Annotated in this window: 21 protein-coding genes; 6 read left to right on the forward strand and 15 right to left on the reverse strand. The window is 61.7% G+C overall.

Annotated elements, in window-relative coordinates:
* Positions 1 to 5: 5 nt before the first annotated feature.
* Positions 6 to 758, reverse strand: coding sequence for a thioesterase II family protein (locus C4J86_RS18065; RefSeq protein WP_124371398.1), 753 nt, complete (start codon positions 756 to 758; stop codon positions 6 to 8).
* A gap of 301 nt (positions 759 to 1059) precedes the next feature.
* Between C4J86_RS18065 and C4J86_RS18070 the strand changes: the two genes are divergently transcribed.
* Complete coding sequence (locus C4J86_RS18070) at positions 1060 to 1611, forward strand: RNA polymerase factor sigma-70 (protein ID WP_124363749.1); 552 nt, start codon at positions 1060 to 1062, stop codon at positions 1609 to 1611.
* Between the two features lie 53 nt (positions 1612 to 1664).
* Here the strand turns inward: C4J86_RS18070 and C4J86_RS18075 are convergent, their stop codons facing one another.
* A complete protein-coding gene (locus C4J86_RS18075) occupies positions 1665 to 2453 on the reverse strand; it encodes an ABC transporter substrate-binding protein (protein ID WP_124371399.1) in 789 nt (262 codons plus the stop codon).
* Positions 2454 to 2543: 90 nt separating this feature from the next.
* On the reverse strand, positions 2544 to 3167 hold the full coding sequence (locus C4J86_RS18080; RefSeq protein ID WP_124367830.1) for a TetR/AcrR family transcriptional regulator: 624 nt from the start codon (positions 3165 to 3167) through the stop codon (positions 2544 to 2546).
* A 187-nt stretch (positions 3168 to 3354) separates the two neighbouring features.
* Here C4J86_RS18080 and C4J86_RS18085 point away from each other — a divergent pair, with 187 nt between their 5' ends.
* Positions 3355 to 3897 carry an exonuclease domain-containing protein gene (locus C4J86_RS18085; protein WP_057700884.1) on the forward strand — a complete coding sequence of 181 codons (543 nt, stop codon included), beginning with the start codon at positions 3355 to 3357 and terminating at the stop codon, positions 3895 to 3897.
* A gap of 200 nt (positions 3898 to 4097) precedes the next feature.
* Complete coding sequence (locus C4J86_RS18090; RefSeq protein WP_124363753.1) at positions 4098 to 4379, forward strand: pyrimidine/purine nucleoside phosphorylase; 282 nt, start codon at positions 4098 to 4100, stop codon at positions 4377 to 4379.
* A 49-nt stretch (positions 4380 to 4428) separates the two neighbouring features.
* On the opposite strand, the gene C4J86_RS18095 is transcribed toward C4J86_RS18090, so the two are convergent.
* Both C4J86_RS18095 and C4J86_RS18100 read right to left on the reverse strand, forming a co-directional pair.
* Complete coding sequence (locus C4J86_RS18095) at positions 4429 to 5232, reverse strand: MOSC domain-containing protein (protein WP_124371400.1); 804 nt, start codon at positions 5230 to 5232, stop codon at positions 4429 to 4431.
* 40 nt (positions 5233 to 5272) lie between these two features.
* The gene (locus C4J86_RS18100) at positions 5273 to 6208 is read right to left on the reverse strand and encodes a chemotaxis protein CheV (RefSeq protein ID WP_124371401.1); all 936 of its coding nucleotides are present in this window, start codon (positions 6206 to 6208) and stop codon (positions 5273 to 5275) included.
* Between the two features lie 549 nt (positions 6209 to 6757).
* On the opposite strand from C4J86_RS18100, the gene C4J86_RS18105 reads away from it, so the two are divergent.
* The 3 genes from C4J86_RS18105 to C4J86_RS18115 all read left to right on the forward strand — a co-directional run bounded on the left by C4J86_RS18105 (position 6758) and on the right by C4J86_RS18115 (position 9080).
* A complete protein-coding gene (locus tag C4J86_RS18105; RefSeq protein WP_177412752.1) occupies positions 6758 to 7207 on the forward strand; it encodes a hypothetical protein in 450 nt (149 codons plus the stop codon).
* A 323-nt stretch (positions 7208 to 7530) separates the two neighbouring features.
* On the forward strand, positions 7531 to 8424 hold the full coding sequence (locus C4J86_RS18110; RefSeq protein WP_124372457.1) for a sensor histidine kinase: 894 nt from the start codon (positions 7531 to 7533) through the stop codon (positions 8422 to 8424).
* Positions 8421 to 9080, forward strand: coding sequence for a response regulator transcription factor (locus C4J86_RS18115; RefSeq protein WP_124371402.1), 660 nt, complete (start codon positions 8421 to 8423; stop codon positions 9078 to 9080). Before C4J86_RS18110 ends, C4J86_RS18115 begins: the two co-directional genes overlap by 4 nt.
* On the opposite strand, the gene yegS is transcribed toward C4J86_RS18115, so the two are convergent.
* The 10 genes from yegS to C4J86_RS18165 form a co-directional block, all read right to left on the reverse strand.
* The gene (gene yegS, locus C4J86_RS18120; protein WP_124371403.1) at positions 9039 to 9959 is read right to left on the reverse strand and encodes a lipid kinase YegS; all 921 of its coding nucleotides are present in this window, start codon (positions 9957 to 9959) and stop codon (positions 9039 to 9041) included. The two genes, C4J86_RS18115 and yegS, sit on opposite strands and share 42 nt — an antisense overlap.
* A 216-nt stretch (positions 9960 to 10175) precedes the next feature.
* Positions 10176 to 10568, reverse strand: a complete 393-nt coding sequence (locus tag C4J86_RS18125) for a DUF2802 domain-containing protein (protein WP_124363758.1) — start codon at positions 10566 to 10568, stop codon at positions 10176 to 10178.
* Entirely contained in the window at positions 10569 to 11051 is a 483-nt protein-coding gene (locus C4J86_RS18130) for a chemotaxis protein CheW (RefSeq protein ID WP_124371404.1), read from the reverse strand.
* 79 nt (positions 11052 to 11130) lie between these two features.
* Positions 11131 to 11922 (reverse strand): CheW domain-containing protein, encoded by a 792-nt coding sequence (locus C4J86_RS18135; RefSeq protein ID WP_124371405.1) that lies wholly within the window; start codon positions 11920 to 11922, stop codon positions 11131 to 11133.
* Positions 11922 to 12710, reverse strand: coding sequence for a ParA family protein (locus C4J86_RS18140; RefSeq protein ID WP_124371406.1), 789 nt, complete (start codon positions 12708 to 12710; stop codon positions 11922 to 11924). Before C4J86_RS18140 ends, C4J86_RS18135 begins: the two co-directional genes overlap by 1 nt.
* Before the next feature lie 50 nt (positions 12711 to 12760).
* Positions 12761 to 13648 (reverse strand): flagellar motor protein MotD, encoded by an 888-nt coding sequence (gene motD, locus C4J86_RS18145; RefSeq protein WP_124363762.1) that lies wholly within the window; start codon positions 13646 to 13648, stop codon positions 12761 to 12763.
* Between the two features lie 187 nt (positions 13649 to 13835).
* Complete coding sequence (locus C4J86_RS18150; RefSeq protein ID WP_124363763.1) at positions 13836 to 14576, reverse strand: flagellar motor protein; 741 nt, start codon at positions 14574 to 14576, stop codon at positions 13836 to 13838.
* Complete coding sequence (locus C4J86_RS18155) at positions 14576 to 15709, reverse strand: chemotaxis response regulator protein-glutamate methylesterase (RefSeq protein WP_124371407.1); 1134 nt, start codon at positions 15707 to 15709, stop codon at positions 14576 to 14578. Before C4J86_RS18155 ends, C4J86_RS18150 begins: the two co-directional genes overlap by 1 nt.
* Positions 15710 to 15757: 48 nt before the next feature.
* A complete protein-coding gene (locus C4J86_RS18160; protein WP_124371408.1) occupies positions 15758 to 17965 on the reverse strand; it encodes a chemotaxis protein CheA in 2208 nt (735 codons plus the stop codon).
* An 11-nt stretch (positions 17966 to 17976) separates the two neighbouring features.
* On the reverse strand, positions 17977 to 18765 hold the full coding sequence (locus C4J86_RS18165; protein ID WP_124367838.1) for a protein phosphatase CheZ: 789 nt from the start codon (positions 18763 to 18765) through the stop codon (positions 17977 to 17979).
* Positions 18766 to 18779: the final 14 nt, after the last annotated feature.

Genomic DNA, 18779 nt, shown 5'->3' on the forward strand with positions numbered 1-18779 from the left:
GAGATTCAGCCGGCGGCCAGTTGCCGCGCCGCGCCAAGGCGCCAGCGGGTCAGGTGCTCGTCGGCATAGCGGCGCACACAGCGCAGCACGGCGCTTTCGTGCTGCACGAGGAAGAAGTGGTGACCGTCGAACATGTCGAGGGAAAAGCCGCTGGCGGCCTCGAGCTGCCAGTCGAGCAATTGGTCGGCGCGCACGCTGTCCTGCTTGCCGCCGAACACATGGATCGGCACGCCTAGCGGCTCGCGCTCGCCATAGGTGAAGCTGCCGCACAGCAGGAAATCGGCGCGCAGGATCGGCAGCATCAACTCCATCAATTCAGCATTGGCCAACGCGGCGTCGCAGGTGCCCTGCAGTTCGCGCAAGCGGACGATCAGTTGTGCGTCGGTCTTTTCGATGGCGTATTCACTGACATCGCGCCGCGCCGGGCCGGCGGTGCCGGAGGCGAACAACGCCAGCGGCGCCGGCACATTGCGCGCTTTCAATGCATGGGCCAGTTCGAACGCCAACAGGCCGCCGAGACTGTGGCCGAACAACGCATAGGGGCCATTGAGGTCGCGGCTGATTTCAGTCGCGAGCTGGGCAGCCAAGGCCTTGATATCGCGCTGCAGCGGCTCGCCCATGCGCATGCCACGCCCTGGCAATTCCAGCGGGCACACCTGCAACCAATCCGGCAGCACGCGGCGCCAACGTGCGTAGACCGAGGCGCTCGCGCCGGAATGGGGCAGGCAGAACAGGCGCAGCGGCGTTGGCGTACTCATCACCCGAGGACTCCAAGCTGAAACACGCTGTGTGCACGATAAAAACCCATTTCGCCCTCCTGCGGGTGCTGATCCTTGGCCGTTTGTTTACAGGCCTGTCACCCAGAAGAACGGACGGCCCCGGCAAATAATTAGTCGCCGGGGGCGAGCGAGACGCGGTTCACACCTTACCGGAAGGCATAAGATTAGTTCGCCTTCTCATTTGACAATCATTATCATTCAGCATAATTTGTTGCCCGATGTGTAGGAGGCCTCAGCAAGGACGCCCTCCCCTAACCTCTTTTGCAACCAGGTGATTTCCATGACGGAACCAGTATCCACAGGCAGGTGCGACTCACCACTTCTCCAGGCGTTCGTCGACAATCGACTGATCCTGGTGAAGATCGCGGCACGTATTACCGGCTGTCGTTCCCGTGCCGAGGATGTGGTGCAGGACGCTTATTTCCGGCTGCAGTCGGCCCCGACGATCACCTCCTCGTTCAAGGCCCAACTGAGCTATCTGTTCCAGATCGTGCGCAACCTGGCGATCGATCACTACCGCAAGCAGGCCCTGGAGCTCAAGTATTCCGGGACCGAAGAGGAAGGCTTGAATGTGGTGATCCACGGCGCTTCACCGGAAACTTCCCATATCAATTTCAACACCCTGGAAAACATCGCCGACGCCCTGACCGAGCTGCCGCAGCGCACCCGCTACGCCTTCGAGATGTACCGCCTGCACGGCGTACCGCAGAAGGATATCGCCAAGGAACTCGGGGTTTCGCCGACGTTGGTGAACTTCATGATCCGCGATGCGCTGGTGCACTGCCGCAAGGTGTCGGGCAACCACAGCGATACGTTTGCGCGCAGGGTCTGAAAAACACATGTGGGAGGGGCCAAGCCCCCTCCCACATTTGATTTCCAGCGCTCTCAGGGGACTGGCATTACATCGATGCGATACGGCTCGAAGATCTTGAGCATCTGGCCATTATCCCGCAGCTGCTTGAGCAACCCGGCAAACGCGGGCCCGGTGATCGGGGCTTTGGGCCGTAGCAACGCGTAATGGTGATAGACCTGGTCGATGCGCTCCGACACCAGGAATGTCCCGGCCATCTCGGTATTGCGCACCATGAAGTCACTCAGGTACGAACGGGTGACCAAGGCGATATCAGCACGCCTGCGGGCGACCATCAGCAAGTTGCTGTCATGGGAGTACGTCAACGTTGCGTTGAAGTGCTCAGCCAGGTACTTGGGGTCGGGGTTGAAGTTGGCGAAGGCGTAGTGATAGCCGCTGAACACCGCCAGGCGTTTGCCGGCAAGATCGCTGAAATAGCTTTGGTCGCGACCGGGTTCACGCTCGGCGACGAAGATTTCAGCGTCTTCCAGGCCCATGTCGACGCTGGTATGGGCCACGTCTTTCCAGCCCCAGGACGGGTTTTCAAAGATCGCCATGTCGACCCGGCCTTGCTCGAAATCGCGAAAACGCCTGGGAATCGAAGTGGGCACCAGCACAAACTGATAGTCGCTTTGCACGGCGTTCAGCGCTTCGACCAATTGCGGCAGCAATCCGGTATCGGCGCCTTGCTCAGGGCGTACGGTATACGGCGGAAAATGCGCCGCGCCGATCCTCACCAACTGCGCGGCGCTGGCCTGCGCCCACCCTGCGGTACCCAATGCCCAAAATGTCAGTCCTGCAGCCAGCCGCCATGGCGAAAACATCTAGGCACACACCGTGAATTCTATGATGGCGATAAGCTAGGCGTTTTTCCCTGGGGAGACAATGTTCACCCGCAAATTAATAGCCGCACTTCAGTCCGCCTTGAGCACCATCAACAGCGCTTCGTCGGCCAGCTCTTCGAGGGTCAGGCTGCCTTGGGTGCGAAACCATGTGGTGGTCCAGGATAACGCGCCGGTCAGGAAGCGTCGGGTGATGAACACGTCGCCCCTGATATAACCGGCGGCCTTGGCTTCGCCCAGTACCTGCAGCCAGATGTCCTCATACACATCCCGCAGGGCCAGTACCTGGGCCTGGCCGTCGGCAGACAACGAGCGCCATTCATACACCAGCACCGCCATCGCCTCACCGCTGCCGCCCATGATCGACTGCAATTCGCAGCGGATCAGCGCCAACACGCGCTCGCGCACCGTGCTCGCGGCTTCCAGCGCAGCCCGCACCATCGCGGTGTTGTAGAGGATGGTTTCTTCCATCACTGCGCGCAGGATCTCGTCCTTGCTCTTGAAGTGATGAAAGATGCTGCCGGACTGAATGCCCACCGCACTGGCCAGGTCACGCACGGTGGTGCGCTCGAAGCCCTTGTTGCGAAACAGGTGCGCCGCGGTTTGCAGCAACTTGCCCCGGGCACTCTCGGGGTCGGTCAATTGTCCAGCGTCGACCAGGGTGCGCATCACCCGCAGGGCTTGGGGGTCGTCCATGCTGCTGTCCCTCATGTCTACTATCGTCTTGGGCGGCAATTTAGGCCGTGACCGCCACCCAAGCAAGCGCTTGGGCAAAACTTGTGTACGGGGTTTACAAACCAGGCGAATCAGCCCCCTGGGCGGAACTACAAGGCCCGGCTACGCTCTATCCCCATCAGGACAGGAACAGTACGGGAACCTGCGCATGCCTCATTGGCTGATTATTGACCTTGAAGCCACCACGGATGACGGCGGCTGGCCCGTGACGGAGATGGAAGTCATCGAAATTGGCGCAAGCCTGGTCAACCGCCAGGGCCGCGAGCTGGATCACTTCCAGCGCTTCGTGCGACCGCTGCGGCGGCCGCTGCTGACGCCTTTTTGCCGCCAATTGACCCATATCACCCAGGCCAATATCGACGCGGCAACGCCGATCACCGAGGTGTGGCCGCTGTTCGAGCGCTGGCTGGGCCAGCATCAGGCACGCCTGGAAGGCTGGGCCAGCTGGGGCGACTACGATCGTGTGCAACTCGAGCTGGAATGGCAACGCCATGGCCTGGCCAGCGCGCTCGGCCAGACGCCCCATGTCAACCTCAAGCAACGGTTCGCCAAGGCCCGGCGGCTGGACAAGCCCTTGGGGCTTAATGGCGCGCTGCAATTGGCGGGGATGCAGTTCAACGGCCAGCAGCATCGGGCGCTGGAGGATGCGCGCAACACCGCACGCCTGTTGCCGCTGATTTTGCCGGTCTAGGCAGCTCTGAAAGGCTTGGGCATACTGATCAACCTTTTTGCCTTAATGCTGCCCACCTGTAGGAGCGAGCTTGCTCGCGAAGATCGCCAACGATAACGTAGCGCATCTGGTTTAACGAGGTGCTCTCAGGTTTTTCGCGAGCAAGCTCGCTCCTACAGCGGGTGGCGTAAGTTCTGACCCTTTTTTCCGAGGATTCACTCATGTTCAAAGTCAATGAATACTTCGACGGCACCGTCAAGTCGATCGCTTTCGGCACCGCGGAAGGCCCAGCGACCATCGGCGTGATGGCCCCGGGTGAATACGAGTTCGGCACCGACCAGCGTGAAATCATGCACGTCGTTTCCGGCGCGCTGATCGTCAAACTGCCTGACGCCGAGTGGGAAACCTTCGCCGCCGGCAGCCAGTTCAACGTCCCGGCCAACAGCAAATTCCAGTTGAAGGTTGGCGTAGACACCGCTTACCTGTGCGAATACCGCAGCTGAGCCTGACTCGGCGCAAAAAAATGCCCGTCTCCTGCGAGACGGGCATTTTTTATTCCAGCACCGTTACCGGCATCCCGACTTCCAACTCGCCAACCCCATCGTTGACCAGGTTCTGACCGAACATCGGGCCCTTCTCGGTGCTGCGATAGGCCTGCAGGGTGGCGAACGGCTCGCGGTCCGGGCTGCGCTCGCCGGTCTGGGGGTCGACGGTCGTGAGAATGCAGCGTGAACAGGGCTTGACCACGCGAAACTCCACATCGCCGATGCGCAAGCGTTTCCAGCCATCCTCGGCAAAGGCCTCGCCGCCTTCGATCACCAGATTGGGACGAAAGCGCAGCATTTCCATCGGCCGGCCGATATGCGCGCACAAATCGTCCAGGGAAGCCTGGCCGATCAGCAGCAAGGGGTAGCCATCGGCAAACCCCACTTGATCGTCATCCCGGCCAAAACCGGCCTGGGTCGAGCGTGCACGCTCCAGGGGCATATGCACCAGGCGCGTGGGCTTGCCGATGAAGGCGCTGACCCAGGCCGCTGCCGCATCGCCCGCGTCCGGCACGCGCAGGGTGTCGTGCCAGATGATCACACCGCGCAACGCATCGGCGCCGGGCAATGCTACGTCGAGCGTCCCATAGCCAGGCGAGCTCAGGGTCAGGCCGCCCGCCGCGTTCCACAGCGCCGTCAACTGGCTCATCTTCGCCACGGCGCGTTGCGTAAGGAAGCGCCCGCTGGCTTCGTCCACCAGCATCCAGCGTCGATCCCCTGCCAGCCCGAGTTTATCCAGGCCACTCTGCTGCAAGGCCTCGGCCTTGCCGGATTTCAAGGGGTAACGGTACAACGCGCTGAGACGGAGCATGAGCCTGCATTCCTGGGGAACAAAGTCGCATACCCTAGTGTCATGCAGGCACTTCGTCCAGCATCAGTCGTTGACGCACCACATCCACCAGCTTGTCCGGCTGGAATTTGGAGAGAAAATTGTCGCAGCCGACCTTCTTGACCATCGAGTCATTGAAGCTCCCCGACAGCGAGGTGTGCAGCACCACGTAGAGGTCACGCAGGCGCGGGTCATTGCGAATTTCGGTGGTGAGGCGGTAGCCGTCCATCTCGGGCATTTCGGCGTCGGTGAAGATCATCAGCAGCTTGTCGGTCATCACCTGGCCGCTGTCGGCCCAGGCCTTGAGCATGTTCAGCGCCTTGAGGCCGTCGCTGGCGATGTGCATCTTCACGCCCAACTGGCCCAGGGTGTCCTTCAACTGCGACAGCGCTACGTTGGAGTCGTCCACCAGCAACACTTCACGGCCACGGGCGCGTTCCAGCACTGGGTCCTCGAGTTTTTCCCGGGAGACCTTGGCGTTATAAGGCACGATTTCCGCCAGGACTTTTTCCACGTCGATGATTTCCACCAACTGGTCATCGACCTTGCTGATGGCAGTGAGATAGTGCTGGCGCCCCGCGCTGGCCGGCGGTGGCAGGATGGCTTCCCAATTCATGTTGACGATGCGGTCGACGCCGCCCACCAGGAACGCCTGCACCGAACGGTTGTACTCGGTGACGATAATGGTGCTGTTGGGCCCTGGCACCAGCGGGCGCATGCCGATCGCCTGGGACAAGTCGATCACCGGCAACGTCTGGCCACGCAGGTTGACCACGCCGCAGACAAACGGATGGCGCTGGGGCATCAGGGTCAACTTGGGCAGTTGCAGCACTTCCTGCACCTTGAACACGTTGATCGCGAACAGCTGCCGCCCGAACAGGCGGAACATGAGAATCTCCAGGCGATTCTCACCCACCAATTGCGTGCGTTGATCTACGGTGTCGAGAATGCCGGCCATTAAGAGCTCCTGGTGTGCACATGGGTTGCGCGCTGAGAGGGTGTGCAGTTCGTATAGGCAAGTTATCGGCGGCAAGCGCCAGACCTTGACCCCGCTAAAATGCCATGTAAATACATTGATGTCACACTGACATCATGCTTTACTGCATCAGCCCTGTCCTCGGGCTGCGTGGGCCTTGCACGACACTCCAATCGGCGTGCGGTTCCATGACGTAGGGGATTCCCCTACGCGCAATCAGGCCCGACCTGATATTCGCGATATCTAATAGCCATTAATGTGACGCCATTCTCATTGCATGAATGGAGTCAGGCTTTTGTTTGCCATCCCACGCCCTAGGCCCATGGGCCTTCCAGGCACTCACGTATCGGCAACTGAAGTCGTGTCATCCCGCTCAACTGGGACTACGCACGACTTTCGTGAGCATTTCAATAAATGTCCTACTGGAATATCGGAATCAACCTACAAGCTCAAATCATATTTCAGCGCTAGTTTTAAGCTATTCACCCGGTGCGACATCTCATCACCCGAGCTTGAGTTGCGGAGACATGCATGATGAATAGCGCGAAAGAATGGCAAACGGCACTTCCCGAGTTTCTGCTGGAGGCCGAAATGCTGCTGATCAAGTCCCAAGAGTGCTTGAGCCACCTGCATTTGATCCGCAACGACAGCGACGCCATCGACTGTATGAAAACCAGCCTCGCCAAACTGGCTGAAAAGGCCGATAGCCTGGCGCTGCAGGCGATCAGCGAGTTCTCGCGGCACCTGCAGGACCTCATTGCCAACGCCGAGAACCCGATGCAACTGCATGACCAGGCACTGGATGCGTTACATGACTGCCTCACGCTGCTGGCCTGGCAACTGGAGCTGATCGACACGCGCACCGGCGAACTGGCCCTGGACGAGACCGAGCAAACGTCGTTGATCGCGACGGTTACCTTGCAGATTCCGCAAAAGGATTTCCGGCATAAACCACAGCAGCGGTTGCATCATGCGTCCTGAGTCCCAAGCATGTCACCGACGATAGCTGACCTGTCCAAAAACGACCGATAACGGCGAGAAAGGCAGAAATATCACTTAGCCATCTACGCAATAACTATACAAACCAACTTTACTAATACAACTTTTTCAACTCTGGGATTACCCCCCAGAGTATTTGCGCGGGCCATAAACCAATCAGGCGACCAACGGTAACAGGGGTGGTACTATGCCCCCACTCGAAGTGACTCAACTTCATCATGGTTAAACACGATTCGGCAGCGTATTCCAAACAGAGCCCGGCCAACCGGTCTCCCCGCAGCGAACCCTCAGTGGCTCCATCCGCTATGTACGCCAACCTCAAGCCCCTTTTCTCAAGGTCTGTGTCGCGCAGCAACGCACGCCGCATCGTCCTTGCGCTGTGCCTGTGTTCGTTGTCGGTCAGCGTGTGGGCCTACGCGCATGCTTCGCCCTGGTCGCTGCTGATCCTGCTGGTCAACCTGGCCACGCTGGCGGTGGTGGGCCTGCACCAATGGCGTTCGCGCAAATCCATCAAATTCCAACCCCAGGAATTGGCCGACCGACTGTTGCAGGTCCAGGAAAACGAACGCCATCGCCTCAGCCGCGAACTGCACGACGACATCGGCCAACTGCTGACCGCCGCCAAGCTGCAAAGCGAATGGCTGCAGCGTCGCCTGCCGCCAGAGCTGCGCGAGCACTGCACGGTGCTGTGCAACACCCTCGACGAAACCCTGGCCAAAGTGCGCGACGTGTCGGCCATTCTCAACCCGCGCCAGTTGGCCAGCCTGGGCCTGGAAGCCAGCTTGCGCGCGCACCTGCTCAAGACCCTGGAAAACACCTCGGTGTGCTGGAGCCTGGAATGCCAGCAACGCCTGACCGGTATTCCTGAAGAAATGGCCGTGGCGGCGTTTCGCATCACCCAGGAAGCCGTGACCAACATGCTCCGTCACGCCCAGGCACACAACCTGCGGGTGTGCCTGCGACGCCTGCCCGAAGGCTTGTCGCTGATGATCTGCGATGACGGCCAGGGCTTTTCGCCGGCTACCGACCCAGGCCTTGCAGGCCAACGCGGCATGGCCGGCATGGCCGAGCGGATAGACCAACTGGGCGGCACCTTGTCGGTCAGCAGTCAGCCAGGCCAAGGCACGCGGATCGACGCGCTTTTCCCCTGGGCGCCCCGCGCCCTCGAACGTGCCAGTTCCCCTAAGGGTTTCGAGTGACCTGCAATTTACTCCTGGTGGATGACCACGCACTGATTCGCGCAGGCGTGCGTGCGCTGATCCTGGACATGCCCGGCTACGACGTGATCGGTGAGGCCAGCGATGGCGCGCAAGTGCTCGCGCAATTTCGCGCCCTGCAGCCGGACATCGTGCTGCTGGACCTGTCGATGAAACACACCAGCGGCCTGGATGCCTTGCAGGAACTCAAGGGCGCCTATCCCCTGAGCAAAGTGCTGATCCTGTCGATGCACACCGACCCCGACCTGATCATGCGCGCGCTGGAATCAGGTGCCCACGGCTACCTGCTCAAGGACATGACCGCCAACGAGCTGGAACACGCCCTGCATGCCTTGCGCAACAACGAGCGCTACCTGAGCCCGGCCATCGCCCACACCGTGATCAATCAAGCACTGATCCGCAGCAACGGCCCTGCGACGCCCGCGCCCCATAGCCACAACTTGACGGCGCGCCAGTTGGAAATCCTGCGCCTGATCGTGCGCGGCAAGTCCACCCGGGAAATCGCCCACGGCCTGGGCCTGAGCATCAAGACGGTAGAAGCGCATCGCTCGCAGATCATGAAGCGCCTGCAGATTTTCGACGTGGCGGGCCTGGTGTTATTCGCGGTGCGCGAGCAGATCATCAGCCTGGACGACTAGGGGCGAACCCAGCGGCAGGTGCACGCGCAGGGCCTTGGGCAAGGCCTCGAAATGCAGATCATCGCCTTCCAGCGGCTCGCCATCGAGATTGATGTACAAGCCCTGCGCCACCTTGATATTGACCCACGGCAGGCGTGCCCGCACGAACATGGTGTCCAGGCCCCAGCCATTGCTCATCAATTCGCGCAAGGTGCCGACCACCTCCTGGGGCGCCGGCAGGATGCTGATGTCCAGCAGGCCATCATCGGCCAGCGCACCCGGGCACAGCACATGCCCGCCCCCGGCCTGGCGCCCGTTGCCGATCCCCAGCGCGAGCAGCTCGCCTTTCCAATGGAAATCCGGGCCTTCCAGCTCACCGTAGGCAGCCTTCAATTCACTGAAACGCGACAAACCGGTGAACAGGTAGGCGGCACCGCCGAGGATTTTCTTCAGGTCTTCGGAGGTGTTGGCGGTGACCTGGCTGCCGAAACCGCCGGTGGCCATGTTCAAGAATATCTGCCCGCCGACCTGGCCCAGGTCAATCGCCCTCGGTTCAACGTCCAGCAACGCCAGGGCGCCAGCCGGCTCCAACGGCACGCCGGCGGCCTTGGCGAAGTCATTGGCGGTGCCCAGCGGCATCAGCACCAGGCTGGCATCGGTATTGGCGTGAGCCATGGCTTCGGCCACATCACGCAAGGTGCCGTCGCCACCGCCGGCGATGATGTGGGTGTAACCGTCGGCCAGGGCTTCATTGACCAGGCGCTGGGCATCGCCGCCTTCCCAGGTCACCCGCACTGCCAGCTCCCAACCCTGCTCACGCCGGGCCAGCACAGCCGCGCGCACGTCCTCGTTGAGGGCTTGTTTGCCGTGGAGGATCAACAGGGCTTTGGCGGTGGTCATTTGGGGAACTCTCCTGGGTCAAGGTGCTTGCAGGATGTTGACCCTTGGGGATGAGGAAAAGTCTGTGGCTGGACAAATTTGGCAGATGTACGGAGATCAAAATGTGGGAGGGGGCTTGCTCCCGATAGCGGTGGGTCAGCTCTAGTTAAGCTGACTGATACACCGCCATCGGGAGCAAGCCCCCTCCCACATTGAATCCAGCAAGCCCGGCCCGAATCAGCTCTTGTGCAACTTGCTCATCAACTGCGCCTCGGCCTGGGTCAAGCCGCACGACTGCGTCAGCTCATCCACGGTTGCGCCCATGCCCACCAGCTTCGCCGCCTGGGCGAACGACAGGTTCGCAGGATCGCGCTGCTCCAACTGCACCAACTTGTCCGGCAGCGGCCCGAGAATCGCGCGCAGTTCATGCACTTCATCCCCCACCCGCACCGCACTCTGCTGGAAATGATCGACACGCTTGACCAGCTCCAGAATGCGCCGGTCACGCACCGCATCGCGCTCGGCCTGTTGCAAGGCCAACTCCCGTTGCTGGCGCACATAGCGCAGCACAAACGCCAAAGTCCCGGCCCACAACAGGGCCAGGACGATCACCGCCGCCTCAAGAAACAATCAGATGCTCTCCAGGTCCGACCACTCTTCTTCGCTCATCATTTTGTCCAGCTCAACCAGAATCAACAGCTCGTTGTTCTTGTTGCACACGCCCTGGATAAACTTGGCGGATTCTTCGTTGCCCACGTTCGGTGCGGTTTCCACTTCCGATTGGCGCAGGTAGACCACTTCGGCCACGCTGTCGACCATGATCCCGACCACTTGCTTGTCGGCTTCGATGATGACGATGCGCGTGTTGTCGTTGACATCGGTCGGCGCCAGGCCGAAGCGTTGGCGCGTGTCGATCACCGTCACCACGTTGCCGCGCAGGTTGATGATGCCCAGCACATAGCTCGGCGCACCCGGGACCGGAGCGATCTCGGTGTAGCGCAGCACTTCCTGCACGCGCATCACGTTAATGCCGTAGGACTCGTTGTCCAGTTTGAAGGTCACCCATTGCAGGATCGGATCATCCAAACCTTGTGTGGACGCTGACTTGTTCATGCTTCTGACCCCTTCAAATGCCGCTATCGACGGCGTGTGTGCTAATGGGCCGCGCAACCGCACGACCTTTATTGTTCAATCAACTGCGTTTGTTCTGCGCCATTTCCTTGACCGCACCACTGGCGATCAACTCGGCCAGTTCGGCGACGTCGAGCAACGCGCACATGTGTTCGATCACGGTGCCCGCCAGCCACGGCCGTTGGCCACGGTGGCTGCGCCATTTGATTTCGTTCGGGTCCAGGCGCAACGAGCGGCTGACTTGATGCACCGCCAGCCCCCACTCGTAGCCCTGCACGGAGATCACATACTGCAGGCCCTGGCGGAAATCGTCGCGGTAGCGGTCGGGCATCACCCAGCGCGCGGTGTCCAGCACCTTGAGATTGCCGGCCTGGCTGGGCAGGATGCCGAGGAACCACTCCGGTTGCCCGAACAACGGCGTCAGCTCCTGGCCTTCCAGGGAATAGATCGAGCCCAGGCACACCAGCGGCACCGCCAGGGTCAACCCGGCGACGTCGAACAGCAGGCATTCGAACGGCTCGGCGGCCCACGACGGGCGACCATCGCCGGTCACCGGCGGCGGCGTGATGCTCGGCGGCAGGTGCACTTCCACGATCGGCTCGACCACCACCGGCGCCACCACCTCAGGCGTGATTGGCACCACCAGCGGCGTCGCTTCGACGTGTGCATCGCGGGCCTGCTCCTCAAGCACCGCCAATTGGAACTCATCCAGCGCAGCGTCAGGCTCGACGGCCGGCTCCAGCACCAGGATCGGTTCCGGCAGTTCCTCGGCGGTCGCCTCCTGCAGCAAGGCATCCAGGTAGGATTCCAGTGCCAGTTGCGGCCGGGTCTTGAAGTCCAGGGGACGGTTCATCAGGCCACCTGCGCCACAAGCTGCTGGGACAGCAGGTGCTTGAGCAACGCCCGATAAGCCAGCACGCCACGGCTCTTGCCGTCGAATTGCGACGGCGTGAGCCCGGCGCGGCTGGCGTCACGCAGGCGCGTGTCTACCGGGATGTAGCCGTTCCAGATGGTGTCCGGATAGGCATCGCGCAGTACGCGCAGGGTGCCGAGGGAGGCTTGGGTACGCCGGTCGAACAAGGTCGGCACGATGCTGTACGGCAACGCCTGCTTGCGCGAACGATTGATCATCGCCAGGGTGCTGACCATGCGCTCCAGGCCTTTGACGGCCAGGTGTTCGGTCTGTACCGGGATCACCAACTGCTGGCTGGCCGCCAAGGCGTTGACCATCAGCACGCCGAGCAAGGGCGGGCTGTCGATGATCGCGTAGTCGAAGTCCTGCCACAGCTGCGCCAGGGTCTTGGCGATCACCAGGCCCAGGCCGCTCTGGCCCGGCGACTGGCGCTCAAGGGTGGCCAGGGCGGTGCTGGACGGCAACAGCGAAATACTGTCGCTGCTGGTGGGCAGCAGCAGTTGCCCAGGCAAGTCGCCGGGCACGCTGCCTTTGTGCAGGAACAGGTCGTAGCAACTGTGTTCCAGCGCATCCGGGTCGTAACCGAAATAGCTGGTCATGGAGCCGTGGGGGTCCAGGTCGACCACGACCACGCGCTTGCCTGCCTCGGCCAGCAAACCGGCTAACGCGATGGAGGTGGTGGTCTTGCCGACTCCACCCTTTTGATTGGCAACTGCCCAGACTCTCATTCGGTTGATTCCTCCCGGTGGGCACACGCGCGACCGAGACATTGCATAGGTTAGTGAGCCGGTGACGGAGAATTGACGGAGCTGGCCCGCACCAGCGGCTTTGCAGGGGCCGGTGCAGTTTGTGTGCCAGCGCGCCTCAACGCCGCATCCGGTGTTGCATTCGCCGTGCCGGTGCCGGTCAGGCTGCGGCGTACATCCAGGTTGCGCGACACCACCAGCACCACCCGCCGATTGCGCGCACGGCCTTCAAGCGTGGCGTTATTGGCCACCGGCTGGAATTCACCGTAGCCCACCGACGCCAGGCGCTGCGGGTTCACGCCCTGCATCGCGAGCATGCGCACGATGCTTGCCGCCCGGGCCGAGGACAATTCCCAGTTGGTCGGGTACTGCGCCGTACTGATCGGCAGGTTGTCGGTAAAGCCTTCGACGTGGATCGGGTTTTCAAACGGCTTGAGAATCGCTGCCACCTTGTCGATGATGGTGAAGGCTTGGTCGCTGGGCAGTGCATCGGCGCTGGCGAACAACAGGCTGGAGTTCAGCTCGATCTCCACCCACAGCTCATTGCCGCGCACGGTCATCTGGTTGGAGCTGATCAGGTCGCCAAATGCGGCGCTGATATCGTCGGCAATGCTCTTGAGCGGGTCGCTGGTGCCGCCGACACCGGCGGCGGTTTCATCGCTGTCGTTGACCAACGGCTTGGCCGGGGTCACGGTCTTGGGTCGTTCATCGCCTATAGGAATAGGCTTGAGCGCGCGATCAGAGTCGGAAAACACGCCGATCAACGCTTCGGAAATAACCTTGTACTTGCCTTCGTTCACCGACGAGATCGAGTACATCACCACGAAAAACGCAAACAGCAAGGTGATGAAGTCCGCGTAGGACACCAGCCAGCGTTCATGGTTGACGTGCTCTTCAGGCTCGCGACGGCGACGGCTCACAGGCACTTCCCTCTCTGACCAACAGCGAACACTTCATTGTGGCGAGCGAGCTTGCTCGCGCTGGGGCGCGAAGCGGCCCTGAACCCAGACGCTGCGACCTGTCTGAAAGACCGTGTTGCCTGGAGTGGGGCTGCTTCGCAGCCCAGCGCGAGCAAGCTCGCTCGCCACATGCCCATGCCCATGTGCATCAATCCATGAAGCCCTGGAGCTTCAATTCGATGGAGCGCGGGTTCTCGCCCTCGGCGATCGACAGGATGCCTTCGAGCAACATTTCGCGGTAACGGGACTGGCGCATGGCAATCGACTTGAGCTTGCTCGCCACCGGCAACAACACCAGGTTGGCGCTCGCCACACCGTAGATGGTGGCGACAAATGCCACGGCAATGCCGCTGCCCAGTTGCGAAGGGTCGGCCAGGTTGCCCATCACGTGGATCAGGCCCATAACCGCACCGATGATGCCGATGGTCGGCGCGTAGCCGCCCATGCTTTCAAAGACTTTGGCCGCGTTGATGTCGCGGCTTTCCTGGGTGTAGAAATCCACCTCGAGAATGCTGCGGATCGCCTCCGGCTCGGCGCCATCCACCAGCAGTTGCAGGCCTTTGCGGGCGTAGCTGTCGGGCTCGGCATCGGCCACGCTTTCCAGGCCCAGCAAGCCTTCCTTGCGTGCGGTGAGGCTCCAGTTGACCACGCGGTCGATGCCGCCTGGCAAGTCGACCCGTGGCGGGAAAATGATCCATATCAGGATCTGCATGGCGCGCTTGAACGAGCTCACCGGCGCCTGCAACAACGCCGCGCCCACGGTGCCACCGATCACGATCAGCGCCGCCGGGCCGTTGGCCAGGGCGCCGAGGTGGCCGCCTTCGAGGTAGTTGCCGCCGATAATGGCGACAAACGCCAGGGTGATGCCGATCAGGCTCAAGACATCCATCAGAGGCAGGCCTCCACCAGATGCTTGCCGATGTCGTCCAGGCTGTAGACCGCGTCGGCCAGGTCAGCCTTGACGATCGCCATGGGCATGCCGTAGATCACGCAACTGGCTTCGTCCTGGGCCCAGATTGCACTGCCGCCCTGCTTGAGCAGGCGCGCGCCCTCACGGCCATCGGCGCCCATGCCGGTGAGCACCACCGCCAGAACTTTGTCACCGTAGGACTTGGCCGCCGAGCCGAAGGTGATATCCACGCACGGCTTATAGTTGAGGCGCTCGTCGCCCGGCAGGATTTTGATCGCGCCACGGCCATCCACCATCATCTGCTTGCCACCCGGGGCCAGCAGCGCCAGGCCAGGGCGCAGGATGTCGCCATCCTCGGCTTCCTTGACGCTGATGCGGCACAGCTTGTCCAGGCGCTCGGCAAAGGCCTTGGTGAACGCGGCAGGCATGTGCTGGATCAACACGATCGGCGCCGGGAAGTTGGCCGGCAGTTGGGTCAATACACGCTGCAAGGCCACCGGCCCGCCGGTGGACGTACCGATCGCCACGAGTTTGTAGGCCTTGCGCTTGGGCGCGGGCGAATGGGCGCTCGGTGCAGCCGCGCGGGTAGGCGCTGCCGGCGCGGGCCGAGCGACGGGTGCGGGCGCCGGGCGGCTGAACGATGATGTCGGCGCGGCCACAGGTGCAGGTGCAGGCGCAGGAGTCGGCGCGGGGGCGCTGAACAGACTGCGGCGGTTACTGCGCGAAATGCTGTGCACCTTCTCGCACAGCATCTGCTTGACCTTATCGGGGTTACGCGAGATGTCTTCGAAATTCTTCGGCAGGAAATCCACCGCGCCGGCATCCAGCGCATCCAGGGTGACCCGGGCGCCTTCATGCGTCAGCGAGGAGAACATCAATACCGGTGTGGGGCAGCGTTGCATGATGTGACGCACGGCCGTGATGCCATCCATCATCGGCATTTCGTAGTCCATGGTGATCACGTCCGGCTTCAACGCAATGGCTTGATCGATCGCCTCTTTGCCGTTGGTGGCCGTGCCGACTACCTGGATCGTTGGATCGGCGGAAAGAATCTCCGAGACGCGGCGGCGGAAGAAACCCGAATCGTCCACCACCAGGACCTTGACTACCATAAACACTCCGTTAGACGGGGCGGGCGCTACCGCCCTGCCCCGCCAGAATCAAATACGCCGTGCGGCGTAACGCTTGAGCATGCTCGGAACATCGAGAATCAACGCGATGCGACCGTCACCGGTGATGGTCGCGCCAGACATGCCGGGGGTCCCCTGCAGCATTTTGCCCAACGGCTTGATGACCACTTCTTCCTGGCCCACCAGTTGGTCGACCACAAAGCCGATGCGCTGGGTGCCCACCGACAGAATCACCACATGGCCCTCGCGCTGCTCTTCATGCTTGGCCGATGCCACCAGCCAACGTTTGAGGTAGAACAGCGGCAGGGCCTTGTCACGCACGATCACCACTTCCTGGCCGTCCACCACGTTGGTGCGCGACAGGTCGAGGTGGAAGATCTCGTTGACGTTGACCAGCGGGAAGGCGAAGGCCTGGTTGCCCAGCATCACCATCAGGGTTGGCATGATCGCCAGGGTCAACGGCACCTTGATGACGATTTTCGAGCCCTGGCCCTTGGTCGAGTAGATATTGATCGAGCCATTGAGCTGGCTGATCTTGGTCTTCACCACGTCCATGCCGACGCCACGGCCGGACACGTCGGAGATCTCGGTCTTGGTCGAGAAGCCGGGGGCGAAGATCAGGTTGTAGCACTCGGTGTCGGTGAGGCGATCGGCGGCGTCCTTGTCCATCACGCCGCGCTTGACCGCGATATTGCGCAAAATCGCCGGGTCCATGCCTTTGCCGTCATCGGTGATCGACAGCAGGATATGGTCGCCCTCTTGTTCCGCCGCCAGGATCACCTTGCCGCCCCGCGATTTGCCCGAGGCTTCGCGTTCTTCCGGGGTTTCCACGCCGTGGTCGACGGCGTTGCGTACCAAGTGGACCAGCGGGTCGGCCAGGGCCTCGACGAGGTTCTTGTCGAGGTCGGTTTCTTCGCCCACCAGTTCCAGGTTGATTTCTTTCTTGAGCTGGCGCGCCAGGTCGCGCACCAGGCGCGGGAAACGGCCGAAGACTTTCTTGATCGGCTGCATCCGCGTTTTCATCACGGCGGTTTGCAGGTCGGCGGTGACCACATCGAGGTTCGACACGGCCTTCTGCATGGCTTCATCGCCACTGTTCAGGCCCAGGCGCACCAGGCGGTTACGCACCAGCACCAGCTCGCCGACCATGTTCATGATGTCGTCCAGGCGCGCAGTGTCTACGCGCACCGTGGTTTCGGCTTCAGTGGCAGGTTTATCGGCAACCGGCGCAGCGGCAGGACGCGCCGGAGCTGGCGCGGCAGCCGGTGCAGGCGCTGGCTTGGCGACCGGCGCTGCGGCTTTGGCGGCGGCAACCGGTGCGGCTGTAGCGACCGCTGCGGCGGCGGCCGGAGCCGGGGCCACTTCGGTGAACTTGCCTTTGCCGTGCAACTCGTCCAGCAAAGCCTCGAACTCGTTATCCGAAATCAACCCGTCACCGGCAGGTGCTGCACTGGCCGCCGGAGCGACGGCGGCAGTGGCAGCGACCTGCGGCAAGGCTTCGGCGACGAACGTGCCTTTGCCATGCAGTTGGTCGAGCAGCGCCTCGAATTCGTCGTCGGTAATATCGGTACTGGCGTTGGCCGCCGGTGCCGCTGGCGCAGCCGCCGGTGCCACGGCGTCGGCCGCGAACTGGCCCTTGCCATGCAACTGATCGAGCAGGGATTCGAATTCTGCGTCGGTAATGTCTTCGCTGGTCGGTGTGGCAACCGGCGCCGTTGCAGCCGGTGCTTCAGCCTCGGCCTTGACCGCATTGAGCGAGTCGAGCAGTTGCTCGAACTCGCTGTCGGTCACATCCGCCTCGGCTTCCACCACTGGCTCAGGCACGGCTTGCACAGCCGGTGCTTGCGCAGCCGGTTCGGCCAGGCGCGCCAGGGCGGCCAGCAGTTCCGGCGTGGCGGCGGTGACCGGTGCACGTTCACGCACCTGGCTGAACATGGCGTTGACCGCATCCAGTGCTTCGAGAATCACGTCCATTAATTCCGAGTCAACCTGACGCTCACCCTTGCGCAGGATGTCGAACACGTTCTCGGCGATGTGACAGCACTCCACCAGCTCATGGAGCTGGAGGAAGCCGGCGCCCCCTTTTACAGTGTGAAAACCGCGAAAAATTGCATTGAGCAGGTTCGCATCATCCGGACGGCTTTCCAGCTCGACCAGTTGTTCGGACAGTTGCTCTAAAATTTCGCCGGCCTCTACAAGGAAATCCTGAAGGATTTCTTCATCGGCGCCGAAGCTCATGTGGGTGCTCCTTAGAAGCCTAAACTGGACAGCAAATCGTCTACGTCATCTTGACCGGATACGACGTCTTCACGTTTATCGGCATGAATCTGCGGACCTTCACCCTTGGCGAGGTGTTTTTGTGGATCTTTTTCCGAGAGGATCGCTTCGCGGTCATGTTCGATGCCGGCAAAACGGTCGACCTGGCCGGCCATCAGCACCAGTTTGAGCAGGTTGCTTTCCACTTCGGTGACCAGTTGGGTCACACGCTTGATCACTTGACCGGTGAGGTCCTGGTAATCCTGGGCGAGCAGAATGTCGTTGAGGTTGCCGGCCACCGTGCGGTTTTCCTGTTCGCTGCGCGACAGAAAACCGTCGACCCGACGCGCCAGTTCACGGAACTCTTCAGCCCCCACTTCGCGGCGCATGAAGCGGCCCCAGTCAACGCTCAAGGCCTGGGCTTCATTGGCCATGCCATTGACCAGAGGCGTGGCGTTTTCCACCAGGTCCATGGTGCGGTTGGCCGCCGCCTCGGTCAGCCTGACCACATAGGACAGGCGTTCGGTGGCATCGGTGATCTGGGAAATTTCTTCGGCCTGGGGCATGCGCGGGTCAATCTGGAAATTGACGATCGCACTGTGCAGCTCACGCGTGAGCTTGCCCACTTCCTGGTACAGGCCGCGGTCACGGGTCTGGTTAAGCTCATGGATCAACTGCACCGCATCGCCGAACTGGCCCTTTTCAAGGCATTCGACCAACTGGTGAGCATGTTTTTTCAGGGTCGACTCAAAATCGCCCTGTGACGTTTCGTTATGGTCCATAGCTCCCCCGTGGC

The sequence above is a fragment of the Pseudomonas sp. R2-7-07 genome (assembly GCF_003852355.1).
Taxonomy (GTDB): domain Bacteria; phylum Pseudomonadota; class Gammaproteobacteria; order Pseudomonadales; family Pseudomonadaceae; genus Aquipseudomonas.